At 47.8% G+C, this 13,100-nt stretch carries 12 protein-coding genes and 1 tRNA gene; 1 reads left to right on the forward strand and 12 read right to left on the reverse strand.

All coding sequences use genetic code 11. The features are described from left to right. Position 1 precedes the first annotated feature (1 nt). From BN8_RS27060 to BN8_RS27100, 9 genes are all read right to left on the reverse strand, one after another. On the reverse strand, positions 2-1,342 hold the full coding sequence (locus tag BN8_RS27060) for a hypothetical protein (RefSeq protein WP_009285142.1): 1,341 nt from the start codon (positions 1,340-1,342) through the stop codon (positions 2-4). A gap of 1 nt (position 1,343) precedes the next feature. Continuing rightward, positions 1,344-3,584, reverse strand: a complete 2,241-nt coding sequence (locus tag BN8_RS27065) for a CRISPR-associated helicase/endonuclease Cas3 (protein WP_009285143.1) — start codon at positions 3,582-3,584, stop codon at positions 1,344-1,346. Further along, entirely contained in the window at positions 3,584-4,150 is a 567-nt protein-coding gene (locus BN8_RS27070) for a hypothetical protein (protein WP_009285144.1), read from the reverse strand. The genes BN8_RS27065 and BN8_RS27070 overlap by 1 nt, the downstream gene beginning before the upstream one ends. A 14-nt stretch (positions 4,151-4,164) precedes the next feature. Further along, positions 4,165-4,833: a CRISPR-associated endoribonuclease Cas6 gene (gene cas6 / locus BN8_RS27075; RefSeq protein WP_009285145.1), complete on the reverse strand. Its 669-nt coding sequence runs from the start codon at positions 4,831-4,833 to the stop codon at positions 4,165-4,167. A 177-nt stretch (positions 4,834-5,010) separates the two neighbouring features. Next, the gene (locus tag BN8_RS27080) at positions 5,011-5,346 is read right to left on the reverse strand and encodes a hypothetical protein (RefSeq protein ID WP_040006580.1); all 336 of its coding nucleotides are present in this window, start codon (positions 5,344-5,346) and stop codon (positions 5,011-5,013) included. A 137-nt stretch (positions 5,347-5,483) separates the two neighbouring features. Continuing rightward, the gene (locus BN8_RS27085; RefSeq protein WP_009285146.1) at positions 5,484-6,407 is read right to left on the reverse strand and encodes a helix-turn-helix transcriptional regulator; all 924 of its coding nucleotides are present in this window, start codon (positions 6,405-6,407) and stop codon (positions 5,484-5,486) included. A gap of 163 nt (positions 6,408-6,570) precedes the next feature. Next, positions 6,571-6,810 (reverse strand): hypothetical protein, encoded by a 240-nt coding sequence (locus tag BN8_RS27090; RefSeq protein WP_040006582.1) that lies wholly within the window; start codon positions 6,808-6,810, stop codon positions 6,571-6,573. 2 nt (positions 6,811-6,812) lie between these two features. Further along, entirely contained in the window at positions 6,813-7,082 is a 270-nt protein-coding gene (locus BN8_RS27095) for a helix-turn-helix domain-containing protein (protein ID WP_009285147.1), read from the reverse strand. A gap of 63 nt (positions 7,083-7,145) precedes the next feature. Then, positions 7,146-8,369 carry a site-specific integrase gene (locus tag BN8_RS27100; RefSeq protein ID WP_009285148.1) on the reverse strand — a complete coding sequence of 408 codons (1,224 nt, stop codon included), beginning with the start codon at positions 8,367-8,369 and terminating at the stop codon, positions 7,146-7,148. Positions 8,370-8,420: 51 nt separating this feature from the next. Here BN8_RS27100 and BN8_RS33075 point away from each other — a divergent pair. Beyond that, positions 8,421-8,551 (forward strand) — tRNA-Ser (locus BN8_RS33075). 231 nt (positions 8,552-8,782) lie between these two features. Here BN8_RS33075 and BN8_RS27105 read toward each other — a convergent pair. From BN8_RS27105 to BN8_RS27115, 3 genes are all read right to left on the reverse strand, one after another. Continuing rightward, on the reverse strand, positions 8,783-10,678 hold the full coding sequence (locus BN8_RS27105) for a MutS-related protein (RefSeq protein WP_040006585.1): 1,896 nt from the start codon (positions 10,676-10,678) through the stop codon (positions 8,783-8,785). A gap of 98 nt (positions 10,679-10,776) precedes the next feature. Continuing rightward, positions 10,777-11,193, reverse strand: coding sequence for a Fur family transcriptional regulator (locus BN8_RS27110; RefSeq protein WP_009285150.1), 417 nt, complete (start codon positions 11,191-11,193; stop codon positions 10,777-10,779). 71 nt (positions 11,194-11,264) lie between these two features. Beyond that, positions 11,265-13,073 (reverse strand): ABC transporter ATP-binding protein, encoded by a 1,809-nt coding sequence (locus BN8_RS27115; protein ID WP_009285151.1) that lies wholly within the window; start codon positions 13,071-13,073, stop codon positions 11,265-11,267. Positions 13,074-13,100: the final 27 nt, after the last annotated feature.

A 13,100-nucleotide genomic window follows, 5' to 3' on the forward strand; every position in this document is an offset into this window, starting at 1 on the left:
ATTAGTTAGCTTTTAATGCACTGGTGGTTAATTTGGCCTCTTCAACTGCGTATTTTAGTTTCATAAGAGCAATAAAGAGGGGGATATCGGTTAGAGGCATGATCGCAATCGTACTGGCTATTTCATTTAGCATTGGGTGCTGATCCGGCACCTTGTCGATCAGTTTGGCGAAGCGCTCAATCAATTGATTGCGGTTAGTAGAGTTCATTAGCTCATTAACTAGGTTGCTTCCCCCTTTTTTGCCTCTAGGATCTGACATTTGGATGAGTATGGCCGCTACGTTTTCGCTGAGTTCCAATAATTTTCTGTTGTTTAGCATGGCAGTGATCCAGATTTCATAAATTTTGTAAGTGATCCATAAAGAGTCTTCTCTGTTCTTTGGCGTTTTAAACGGCTTGCCACTCCCACGCGCTCCGAGCATGTATTCGCGCAGACTTTCTGGCTCAATTGCCTGGACACCGATAGCGCCTAGTTCGCAGGCTTTTTGAAAGCCCACTTCGGTTTCATACAAACTCGCTACTTTTTCATAAGACAAGCCTTCTCGCAAGGGGAAAAGCTGCCGATGAAGTTCACGCAAAACCTCAACTATGTCGCGCAATTGAATCTGAATGAATCCAACTGTAGTGTTCATCTGGCTGAGCGAATACACGTAAGCTGTTAGCGGGCGTGGAATTTTGTGAGCCAGCGCAAAAATGACACCTACCCACTTCTGTGTTTCCAGACTCGCAATTCCCGAAGCTTTATCTACTTTCAGATCAGGTTGATGATCAAATGGATTTGTCGGATCAAAATCATCCCGAAATGCATTGGTAAGCCACCAGCCATTCCAAGTATTAATCTGATGCGGTTTCAGGTTATGCGTCTGTTTCATGAACGCCCGATAATATTGCCAGCCATCATACAGAGTCAGTAGAACAAGATCATCGTCAACCAGTACGTTTAGTCCTCCACTTACCCCAATTCCTAAAGCTGCTCCAATCCACGAAGCATACACTTCTTCGGGTGAGATGGGTAACAGAATGTCGGTTACCTGCCCCGACGTTCCAGCTGTCGCTTCGGCTGCGGCACCGCCCAAAAAGAAGGAACCGTCGGGGGTGTCGTGTTGGATTCGCTGATGCTGAGCCGCCAAAACATTCGTTCGTACCACTTCCGTGAGTGGTGTTTTCCCCTTCTGCTTGTAGGCTTGATCAAACTTCGAATTATTGACGTGTTGCAGGAATCGTTCGTCGTTGAAGAACAACGTAAAATACTCATTCGAGAAAAAATCCTGCACCGTTCGTTGGGTCTGATCGCGAGCGTTGAGTAATTCAACAAGCCGACGCCCTAAGTAAGCTGTGTACATATCAGATCATTCGTTTAGCTGTAGTTGAGGAAGCTCCCGTGCGCACCGATTCTGGTTTATCGGGCAATACAAGTCCTAGTGTGATACCTTCTGGGTCATATTGATACAAATTATCCGGAATAACGTATGGATAATTACCTGCTTCGAGTGGAGGAAAGGTTTTGGCAGCAACGAAAGCGGCAATACTCTTCCAAGGAACGGGTATCTCTAATTCCTGGCGGTTTATACCCTTCGGTTTTAAGTACGTTTCCCGATCCTTTGCCAGAATGCAAACAGCTCCATCTATTTCAAGAGCATCAATCAGGTATGACTTCGGACGATGACACAGTTCCCAAATAGGAGCAGTATGAATATCAATCGGCGGAACAGTGATTTTATCGTATACCTGATTAATGAGTTGCTGCAACTCTGTCTCACGTAGTAATCCATCGGGCAGCAAATCAAAACTGCGTCGAACTACTTCCGCATCATAGGGCAAGATGTCCTTGTCAGTAATAGCTGGTGCGATTACCTGAACCGGCTTGTAAGTACCAATCGTATCGGAAGTGCGTCGACGGTGAATACGCCCGAAACGCTGAATCAAGCTATCCAATGGGGCGGCATCCGTTACTAGTCGGTCAAACGAAATATCTAAACTTACTTCGACAACCTGTGTAGCAATAACCACGCATGGCCCCTCTGATTTGTCAAATACATCAATCAGACATTCCAAATCAGCTCTGTCGCACCGTCGGAAACGACTATGAACTAACAATACGGGCACGTTAGGCAATTCTTTTTTCGCCCATTGGTACCGTTCCTGAGCAAGTTTAACCCGATTAGCGACAAACAAGACACGCTCCTTATTCTCACCAGTGACTACTTTTTTTACCAGCGCACGAGCAGCTGCTTCATCCAGTAGCTTGCTCACTTCATGACGGTTAAATTTAGTAAGCGCTCGTTTTTTTAGGTGAACTTGATAAACACGTCGGCTACCGCCCAGTGCATTAATGAGATGCTGTTTTAGATCATCAGGAATAGTAGCTGTGCCAATATGCACCCGGCATCCTAACCGTACCAGTTCCTTAACCAACTCAAGCGTCATTGCCCGAGCCAGATTGTCGTATACATGCACCTCATCTAAAATCACGTCACAGTCAGCAACGTCGAGTGCTGCCGCTTCATGACCACTAGTCTTAAATACAATACTAGCCAACTGGTGCGGAGTTGTTACTTTAATACTAGCTCCTGGATTTCGCTGCCGGAATTGTTCTTCTTCGATCTGCTTACCTTTTTCGTCTCGAAGCCTGATCTGTGACGATGCGTGCGCCCGCCGAACATCCGTTTGCTCGTTGCGAGGCAGCCATTTACCATCTTTCTTGTTTATATTTTCGTTTACTCGAAGGTACATGGCATTGATTGAAGCTTGAAACGGCAACGTATATACGACTCGCCCCAGACAACGGCGCAGTAAGAAGTCTGTCTTTCCAGCCCCTGTTGGCGCAATAACCAGCGTATGCCGGTTTCGGCGATTAGTTGGCAGTAATGAAAGTGGGTGTAAATCAGACTGTCGATTGTAATAAGTTAGATTAGGCCGCTTATAGTAGCTGCCAAGAAGTGATTTAGCCTCGTGCATATGCTCAGAGGCAAAATGGTCAGCACTCATCAGCAAGCCTCGCCATCGCGACCGACCAGTAGGTCGATTTTTACAGTACTCAATGGCGTAATCAAACGCTTCTCGGGCCTCTTCGCGGCTGATTGAACGGTAGTTTACCTTGAATGCTTTTACTACAGGTTCTACCCGCGCCGACCAGATTTCCCACACTTCCTGGCAAGCGCTGTATGTATAATCGGCATGACGGAGGAACACATCATTGGGTCCAAATTCACGTTTCAAATCATTGAGTCCACGTCTGGATGCGTTATTATTCTGTAATGACTTTAATGATTTATGGTGAGCAACAACCGTATCAATTAGAATAGGCCAATCCCTTCGGTCGAATAAGGGTAGAAAAAGCAGCGACGAAATCTCGTGCCGGTGCGGATCAGATTCATTATTCTCTACTGTACCAATCTTTCCCTGTAACACACGCTGAAAATAGGGATGAGCTTTGCCTAGGTCATGCAGTACAGCACCCAATCGAGCTAATCTCGTGTTAAAGCCGTATTCCCGTGCCATTTTCAAAATACAGTCGACCACGTGCTGCGTGTGCTGCAACAGCGTCAATCCTCCCTGTTCGGGACTTTTTGCTAAGAGTTCCATTATTCGAGGGGATCAGCGCCAACAGGTCTACCAATAATCTTCACGGTGCCATACATTGGCTGATTTGCCTGAAAGCGGTCATACCCGACCATAACCGCCGATGAGCCTTCACCAAACAAAAGTTCAAAGCCGGGGATTTGGTCAAACTTGTCAGCGGATATAGTCAGTACCAAACCATCTGGTAGCAATACGTCCTCATTTCGACATAAACAGACATGTTGCTCAGCTGCTAGTTCGGCATCTTCAGGGGTCGAGAAAGCCAGATGTAAGACGGGATTCAGCATAACACCCCGTATCAGAATTGATTGCTCCCGCGTTGCCCATTTCCGTTTGGTTTCGATAACAAACGCCCTTGATTGCGTTCGTTCCTGTTGCTGATCAATTTTGGCATACGACAATCGATGCCGCAGGATTACTTCTACTCCCAGTTTTTGCCGAATACCTTCAGCGATACTTGGCGTCAAAAACTGCTGGCTGAAAGTTCGTTCATCGCGCACAGCGGTCCACGGCTTTATATAGCCGAACGGGCCTGTGTAGCGGACGACGTAATAAAGTTCTTGACTCATATTGGGTTATCGGATTAACGTAATGCGCCAAAACCGCTGCCTGTTAATTCACCGAGTCCCACCGTCCAGGCAAAATGTAGTGCATCGGGAGTTCCCTCAACAATCACCGGGCATTCACTTCCCCGATGATTAGTACCTTTAATAGCGATCTTACGGGTACGAGCATTTTGGTATGTACGATCGAACGAAGCCGTCACACCGAGGTCAGCTCCGGAAAAACCAGCCGCCGTGAGTTTGCGCTGAAACGACTCCGTTAATGCCTGGTCAGTAGCTGGATTATCCCAGAGTAGATAGGCTCGCGAGCCATCGGGCCGTTTTTGGCGAATGACGATCGAGGAGCCATCTGTCAGGAAATAATGATGGGACTGAAACGATGGCGGGGCTATCTCACGAATCTCATGAATCTGCATACCAAAGCCCAACTCGGGTTGGTCCAGCATACCTTTTAGTAGTTGCCGGGCTTTCTCGTCATCAAAAAAAGAGATATTCCAGGTGGCTCCTTTGGGGAAACGTAAGGAACCGTTACGGCTTTCTCCCCCTCGTAACCAGCCGAAGCTATATAAACTCAGGCCATCATGAATGTCATTTCGACCCAGCCATTTGTGCAGGGCTCCGGTAAGTTGGTGCAGGTGGTCGTAGGGAACCGGTTGGGTATTGGGCGTTAGTTGTAGTTGAAGGCGCATGGATGTTTAGAAGGTTGTTATTTTCAGTTAATCGGTGATGTGGGTCAAAGGTGAATGGCGTTTCCGCCAGAAATTGACGGTTTGCAGAAAAAATACCCGAAGGTGCGATTGATAATTGGGATGGATTAATGTCCGCCATACACTACTAATTTCAATACCCGCAATGGGTGCGATTAATTACATTGTGAATAGTTTGGCGCTAGAAGTCATAAAAGCACTGATGTCTAGAGCATTTGACAAAAAGGTACGATCGCAGCTTGGCTGACAATCCCTCAATAATATGACTTTAGGACATCCAAGCAGGTTAATGCAAATACTAGCTAGATCTTTGTCTTGAGTAATGACCAATGATGGTGAAAATTCAATAATTTGCCGAATCACTTGTTCAGTGTCATATTTCCTGCTCTGGTTTTCGGAAATTATTATCAACTCACTCTGATCAAAGAATGTGAGCGTACGTAACGTACGTCTAAAAATGGGTTGGATTTCTGGAGTAACTACTACTTTCTTCATAGAATTTAGAGTTTACTGTCGCAATCCACAACTATAACAAAAGCAATTTTGTTTGGCTTTATACAATAAATAAATCTAGAGCAGCCCTTAATCTCTACTTTACAGTACTACGGGATCTTATAACTATAATAATATAATCAATAATATTTTTTGCTCAGTACTCGTATCCGATCCGTCATCTTCTCCCGCAGTTCAGCTGGTTCCAGCACTTCGACCAGTTCGCCGAAGGCCAGGATTTCTCGCTCAAGTTCGTGGTTGAGAATAACGGTCAATTCCAGATCAACAAAGTCGGGGGTTTCCTGAAGCAGCCGCTGACTACTGTGCAACGGTAATGAACGGACGTAGTTAGCTTCGCTGGCCTGAAAGCGCAGGACCACCCGTTGAGGTTCGAGGTCAGGCGGACAGGTTACGCCGATGGCGTGTCGGCGGTCGGTTCGGCGCTGGCCCGTACGGGTAGCTGAAATAGGCTGATGGGTCAAGGAAAGCCCGTGCAACCGATCCAGGCCGAAGGTGCGTGGTTGATTGGCTTCCAGATCAAAGCAATCCAGATAAAATCGGTTACGGTACTCCAGCAATAAATCCGGTTCTACCCGCCGGAGCTTTCCTTCGTCAGCCTCTTTCTCAAACTTTCGGTAGACAAACTCCACACAACGACCTGTTTGTAGCGCCTGCCATAACAGCGGTAAATGTTCGGAGCCTGTAAACTGCGTGTTATGCTCAAGTTGCAAATAGCGCCCAATGCCCCGAATACTCGCTACCGACGACGTCAGAAATTCCAACCGTTCACGTCGTTCGAGCAGTTGCACAAACTGCTCAAAGTCAGCTATATCTTCGTCGGTGGGCAGATCTAGGTAATAGCCCCCTTTGCGCCGGTCATTCCGAATATAAATTTGATAGGTCGTTCCGATTGCCCGGATGTCTCGCTCAACGGTTCGTTCTGAAACGGCGTCGAAATCTTCGCTGAGTTGGTCAACCAACTTCCTGAGGGAAGGATATAGAAAAGGCCGGTCGACCATCCGGATGATGTGCAAGCGCCGGCGTAGAGTTTGAATTTGATTCATTAAAGGAAGGAAAACTGAAATGTAAGCTGTAAAACCAATAAACATCCAGTTAGCTTACAGGCAGAGTAGACAAGAATACTGAATAGCTAATTTGTATTTCTCTGAATGAGCGCCTCAATTTTTAAAAGGTCTCTTTTCGGCATTCATGAGAACTTAACCCCATTTATCGTTTTCTTCTAATTGTCTGTTGCTGCCGTTCACGAATAGCTTTCATCTCGGCAACGAGCTTTTCATGTTCATACTGACTTTTACCTTGGGCGATTGCCCTGCTGTAATCATTCTGAGCATGGTTACTTTGCGACTTTAGAATTTTGTCCAATAGCTCTGGTTCATGTTTGGCCAGTTGGTAGCCATGATTATAGCCTTTTAGAAATTCTATGGACGGCTCTTCCTCATCTTTCATGGTTAGAAAGTGGATTTAGAATGGCGGGATAAATAGTCATTGATGGAATCGCTGTCGTACAGGATGATTTTCTTTTCGGGTTGTGAAAACCGAATGCTGCCTTCATCGCGAAGCTTTTGCAAAGTCGTTTTGCTCTGAATTCGCAACTTTTTCATGGCTTCACTGCCTGAGATCCATTTGTCTTCTCGGACCGCCTGTTGTTGTTGAACCCGTTCAAGAACCTTGTCGATTAAGGCATAAAAGGCTTCGTCATGCAGGCAGATAACTTCCATTGTATTTTTTAATCCAAACTAGAAAATCTGCCTTAAAAAGAAAAGAAGTTATATTGTTTCCCATTACGACTTTAGCTTTCGGTCTATATTCAGCACGGCGTCGAGCGCATCATCGGTCTGCTGAGTGGTAAAGTTTGATTGGTAGCCCATCGTTGTAATGATGCTGCTATGCCGGTAGAGCTTTTGCAGGATTTGCACCGGTATCTTATCGCTGGCGACCTGCGCGAAAGAATGGCGGGCCAGGTGCATCGTCAGTTTCTTGTCGATCTTGGCGGCTGGTGCGACCTGCGTTTTCAGGGTCTTGTCGATGGCGCTTGTCTTAAAGGCAATCGTGCGTTGCAGGACAAACTTATTGTTAAAGTCCACGCCTTTTAGTTCTGGGAACACTAGATCGTCCTTGTTCTCTTGAAACTGCTTGTACCGGTCGATGATGGTAGCGGCCTTGTCGGGGATTTTGAGCGAACCGCTCTTGCTGTTCTTACCCATCTCGTAATGGAGCCGCTCGTTTTGAAAGTCGCTCCACCGCAAGCGTAACAGATCACTGACACGCATCCCTGCGAAATAGTAAGACACCAGCCATAGATTACGAGCATGGTCGGCATTGCCGTCCAACGTGACTGTTTCCAGGTTCTTAATCTCGTCCGGGTTTAAGCCGATTTTGCTGGATTCGGGAAACTTGATCTTCATCTTACCCTTGCCGAACGGGTAATGCTTGCTATCGACTGCGCCCTCCTTGATGGCGTGGCTGAAGACTGAGCGCATCATCACGATATGGTTGACGGCGGAGCGCTCTGAGAGCTTAAGCGTGTTTTGTACATAGGCTTTGAACCGCTCCAGCATGGCAACGGTGATGTCGGGAAAGCCGATGTCGTGCTTGATGAATTCTTTGAAGTGTTTGACGCGCGGCTTGTCAGCAGTGTACTGGTTATATTTTCCGGCTTCCTTTAGGCGTTGCAGGTATAAATCCGCCTGGGCAAAGAAGGTGCTGCCTGCGGATGGCCTGATCCTTTGCTTGACGGCCTGAGCGGAGACATACGATTTTTGGGTCTCAAGCTCTAAGGATTGATCGTTTGCTTCAGCTAACTTCTTTATGATGAGGTTATTGAGCCTGGCGCTGTTGGGGTGCGATTTCTTGACGCGCTGTTTGGATTCATCCCAATCGGCGGGGTCGATGTGGTGGCCTAGATAGATAAAATTGGATTTGCGGTCCTGGGTAATGCGTAATGTGAGCGGACATTTGCCCTCTTTGTTGGGCTTCTTGCGCAGAACGAGCTTAACGACAGCCATTTAACCCCCTTTTTTGGTACAACAATGGTACAACAAATCGTGGTTTTACTTGGTTTAAGCTGGTTCGACCTATTTCATAATCTGTTGATAATCAGCAATATAAGTCCATATTAAACCATATTAAACCAGCCAAAAGAGGACTGAAAATCCTTGTGTCGGCGGTTCGATTCCGTCCATCACCACGTTTACAAAAGCCTTTCCAGTGGAAAGGCTTTTTTCATGTTTATTGCCCAACACATAACTCTTTCTAAGCCACATAGTTTGCGATTCTGAACGCGGAAATAGTATGCGTGCATACTATTTCCGCGTTAGCAAATATACTACATTCAGCTCATTCAGCAAATGGATAAACGGCGTTTTTGTACTGTTTACAGATAAAAAAGAATAATTCAACTACTAAAATTACTTACTAGTCATTGAGGCTGAACGGCATCCATTTGAATACCTATAGCTCGCATTAACTGACTGGCGTTAAAACTTTCACAGATGCCTTGACGAAGCTTGTAGTCAAACAAGAGTTCGCCGTTGCGCAGATCAGATTGAAAATGATAATTACGAACAAAATTGGAAGCGTCGGAAAGCTGTCCTAATTCCAGATCGTGGGTTGACACAAAGCCAGAAGCGCTGGTACGATGTAGCTGCCGAATCAACGCTTCTGCACCCCGGTGCCGATCGGCGGAATTGGTACCTTTTAAAATTTCATCCAGAAAGTAGAGAACCGGGATTGGTAGTGGCTTCATTTGGTCAGACGTTCCATCTGACCTATTTACAGCGGCTTCAGTTGCTCCAGTCAGACGTTCCGTCAGACCTGTTTGTGGCTGCGGCTGTGCTAATCCAATCAACGTTTGAAGCCGCTTCAGTTCTGCGTAAAATGATGAGGTACTTTCTTCGAGCGAATCATGCGTTCGCATGCTGGTAAACACCTGTACAGGCGAACAGATAAACTTCTCGGCACTCACTACAGCCCCCATTAACGCTAATACAGCGTTGGCCCCCAACGTACGCAGAAACGTACTCTTTCCTGACATGTTGGAGCCGGTAATTAAAACTGTCTGCCCCGAACCGGTCAATGACAACGAATTGGGAACGCTTTTGTCAGGGCTCAATAATGGATGGGCTGCCGCCGTTGCCTCCAGCGTTAGTTCGCTTTCTGCAATGTCCGGGATAGCGTAGCCTGGATGGGCAAACGCAAAACCAGCCAGGCTATTGAGGGTCTCCAGTTCGCCCAGGGCTTCGAACCAGCGCGACAAATCAGGTCCATGCTGCTGCCGCCACCGTTCGAGTCGATGCAGGTAATGAACGTCCCACAGGGTTAGAACAGCAACAAATACATAGAAATAAGGATTTCGACGGTAATTAAGCCCTTCAGTCAGCGACGACAGCCGTCCGATTGTTTTGGAAGCCGGAATGCCATTTGATAGTAACGCCTGTTTGATTGCCCGGATTCGGGTGGCTTCACTTTTTTGCTGTTCAGCGTGCTCAAACAAACTCCTGAAGGTGTTCAGGGCTTTGGTAATATCAAATGTCTGCTCACTAACACCTTGTGCCAGTTTACTTGTCTGGCTTAACACAAGCCCGTGTACAGCCAGGGCGATCAACACCGCCAGTCCCGGCAGATAGCCCACCATCCACGCAATGATGAGCCCGGTCGTAACCGCCGGCAGCAAAAACCGAACAATGTTTAGGTACGCAGGCAACGGTGCTGCCTCGGCGGTTGCCCATTGACGTAATGATTCGGGTGAGTTACCGATGGTGTCGTCCAGGTAAGCGAGCGCTTCGAACTGCTGGCGCCAGTCGAGTTGAGATGTAAGCGCGCCAACCGCCTGTTGACGAAGTCGTATGGCATCGGGTGATGCGGGCGCCTTCAACCACTTCGCCAGCCGTTGCTTGCCTTCGTAGGTATGCGTGCGGTTAAGCAGCCGATATAATGAGTGTTTGCCAAATACATCCAGATCGCCCGAGTAATAATGCGTCGGATCCGCAAACTCCTCTCCCGTTTCCGGACGCAGGTATTGCCGCTTCAACCGGGCAGCTTCGTCTTCGTTAATCAAAGCCAGATGATGGTTCAGATCCCGTTCGCGACGGATGGTCTGATGCCGCTTCAGCATGAACATGAACCCCGCAACCCCAAGAAAACCCACGCTAATTGCCCCTGCCTGGTAATCATGCCGGATCAATAACCAAACGACCAGAATGCTGCTGATGAACCAAACAAGCCGCCAGAACGCCAATTGATTGTATTGACGCTGTACGGCTTGTTCAGCTTGACGATATTGTTGCTGTCGCTGCTGGAATGTTTCGATAGGCATTTTTAAACAAAGGCCTATACCGGAGAGAAATCGTACGTTCGGGTTTAGCCTGATAGATTATACCATAAACATACAGGCTTTATCCCTTGCAACAAGCGTTATTTATTACAATCCGAGCAAACGCCCTGAATTAACAGGTTCATTTCTTTACGGTTATATCCCTGGGGTAACGATACGGCCGGTATATGAACCTCGTCCAGACAAGTTGTCTGTCCGCAGGTCTCGCACTTGAAATGTACGTGCTCATGCTGATGATGGCCGTCGGTACAGGTTTCCCGGCAGAGCGCATACTTTGTTCCTCCCTCATCGTCGAGTACTTTATGAATAATACCCTTGTCCAGAAACGTGCGTAACGTCCGGTAGATCGTCACCCGGTCGTGATCCGGGCCAAGGCCATGTTCAATATCACTGTGGGCCAGCGCGTGGTCGGCGCTCAGAAACAAATCCAATACCTCCTCCCGGCTGCCTGTGTGCCGGAGACCGGAGTTCTTCAAGGTTTGCACGGCTGAAGACATATGGTTTGTGATTTACAGTTTTGTGTTTACGGTTTTTTCATTCCGGCGTTTCAACCTAAAACCGTAGACTGTTACTCAATCGTTTCAAATTGCAATTTAACCAGATTCGCATAAATACCATCTTCCAGATTGGCCAGCTCGTCGTGCGTACCAGACTCAGCGATCTGCCCCTCACGAATGACGTAGATCGTATCAACCTTGCGGATTGTAGCCAGCCGGTGCGCAATGATGATGGTAGTCCGGTTCTGCATCAGTTCATCCAGTGCTTCCTGCACCAGGCGTTCTGATTCTGCATCGAGCGAACTGGTAGCTTCGTCCAGGATGAGGATAGCCGGGTCTTTCAAAATGGCCCGGGCAATGGCAATCCGTTGCCGCTGCCCCCCCGAAAGCTTAACGCCCCGTTCGCCAACAACCGTTTGAAAACCCTCCGGAAACGACTTGATGAAATCCAGTGCGTTTGCTTTGCGGGCTGCTTCTCGTATTTCGGCTTCGCTGGCATTGGGCTTACCATATGAAATGTTCTCGAGGATGGTCCCGCCAAACAACATAACCTCCTGGGGTACTACGGCGATATTTTTTCGTAGCTCACTAATGTTAAACGACACCAGGTCCCGGTTATCCACGGTAATCTGTCCGTTACTGACCGGGTAATACCGCATCAGCAACTGAACGATTGTAGATTTACCCGCGCCACTCTGACCAACCAGCGCAATTTTACGTCCGGAGGCCACGTCGAGTGAAATGCCTTTCAATACCGGTACATCAGGGCGTGAAGGGTAAGCAAACTGAACGTTACGGAATGATACGTCACCGCGAACGGGCACGAACAGGGGCGCTTCTTCCTGAGTGGCATCAACCTCCGACGGCTCAGCCAGAATTTCAAGAATTCGCTCCGACGCACCAACAGTACGTTGCAGTTGTGCATAGAGGTCGCCCATTCCGGCTACTGAGCCGCCTATGAATGTCGTATAAACAATAAACGTGAGCAGATCGGCAAACGGCATCTCACCGCCGAGCACCAGCGTACCGCCGTACCACACTACGCCGATGATACCACCGAACAAGGCAAAAATCACGAATGAGACGAATACCCCCCGGAATTTAGCCGCTTTCAGGGCCGTGTTAACCACCTTTTGCAGGCCCGCAGCGTACCGATTTATTTCCAGTTTTTCGTTGGTAAACGCCTTGACGACGTTAATCGACTGAAGTGTTTCCTCAACGATAACGTTGGCAGCCGCCAACTGATCCTGTGCCTGCTTCGACAGCTTACGAATGAACCGTCCGAAGACCATAGCGGCCACAATAATGACCGGAAAGGTAGCCAGCATGAACAGCGTCAACTTCCACGAAACGTAAAAAATAATCCCCGTACCGATGGTCAGCGTAGCTACTTGCCGGAACAGTTCCGCCAGGGTTAAGGTAAGTACGTCCTGAAGCTGCGATACGTCGGCCGAGATGCGGCTGGTCAGTTCGCCCACGCGTCGCTGCTCAAAAAACGGGATGGGCAGCGTAATGATTTTGCTGTAGGTTGCCCGGCGCACATCAGCCATGGCTCGCTCACTAACCTGGGAGAAGAAGTAGATGCGGAAAAATGAGAAGATAGCCTGCGCTACCAGCACGCCCACGAAAAACAGCGTCACCTGATTGAGCGAAAAGTCAGAGTTACCCTGAATCACACTGGTAATCTGGCCAATTAACAAACCAAAACTAAGCGTTGTCCCCGTCGACAACACCAGAAAAATGAATCCCAGTCCATATTGGAGCCGGTACGGTTTTACAAAGCGGAAAATACTCAGCGCCTTGCGCAGACTTTCGCCGGTAATTTTCTTTTTATCTTCAGGAGTAGCGTCGTCGCCTAAATTCCTTCCTCGTTTTGCCATAATGTTGGTTAAATCTGAACAACGATA

Origin of the sequence: Fibrisoma limi BUZ 3 (assembly GCF_000296815.2) — a bacterium.
GTDB classification, from domain to species: Bacteria; Bacteroidota; Bacteroidia; order Cytophagales; family Spirosomataceae; genus Fibrisoma; species Fibrisoma limi.

Coding starts and splice junctions, on each gene's coding strand:
- BN8_RS27085 (WP_009285146.1), bottom strand. CDS start 6,407: ATGAATCAAATTCAAACTCTACGCCGGCGCTTGCACATCATCCGGATG.
- BN8_RS27105 (WP_040006585.1), bottom strand. CDS start 10,678: ATGCCTATCGAAACATTCCAGCAGCGACAGCAACAATATCGTCAAGCT.
- BN8_RS27060 (WP_009285142.1), bottom strand. CDS start 1,342: ATGTACACAGCTTACTTAGGGCGTCGGCTTGTTGAATTACTCAACGCT.
- BN8_RS27095 (WP_009285147.1), bottom strand. CDS start 7,082: ATGGAAGTTATCTGCCTGCATGACGAAGCCTTTTATGCCTTAATCGAC.
- BN8_RS27115 (WP_009285151.1), bottom strand. CDS start 13,073: ATGGCAAAACGAGGAAGGAATTTAGGCGACGACGCTACTCCTGAAGAT.
- cas6 (WP_009285145.1), bottom strand. CDS start 4,833: ATGCGCCTTCAACTACAACTAACGCCCAATACCCAACCGGTTCCCTAC.
- BN8_RS27100 (WP_009285148.1), bottom strand. CDS start 8,369: ATGGCTGTCGTTAAGCTCGTTCTGCGCAAGAAGCCCAACAAAGAGGGC.
- BN8_RS27090 (WP_040006582.1), bottom strand. CDS start 6,810: ATGAAAGATGAGGAAGAGCCGTCCATAGAATTTCTAAAAGGCTATAAT.
- BN8_RS27065 (WP_009285143.1), bottom strand. CDS start 3,584: ATGGAACTCTTAGCAAAAAGTCCCGAACAGGGAGGATTGACGCTGTTG.
- BN8_RS27080 (WP_040006580.1), bottom strand. CDS start 5,346: ATGAAGAAAGTAGTAGTTACTCCAGAAATCCAACCCATTTTTAGACGT.
- BN8_RS27070 (WP_009285144.1), bottom strand. CDS start 4,150: ATGAGTCAAGAACTTTATTACGTCGTCCGCTACACAGGCCCGTTCGGC.
- BN8_RS27110 (WP_009285150.1), bottom strand. CDS start 11,193: ATGTCTTCAGCCGTGCAAACCTTGAAGAACTCCGGTCTCCGGCACACA.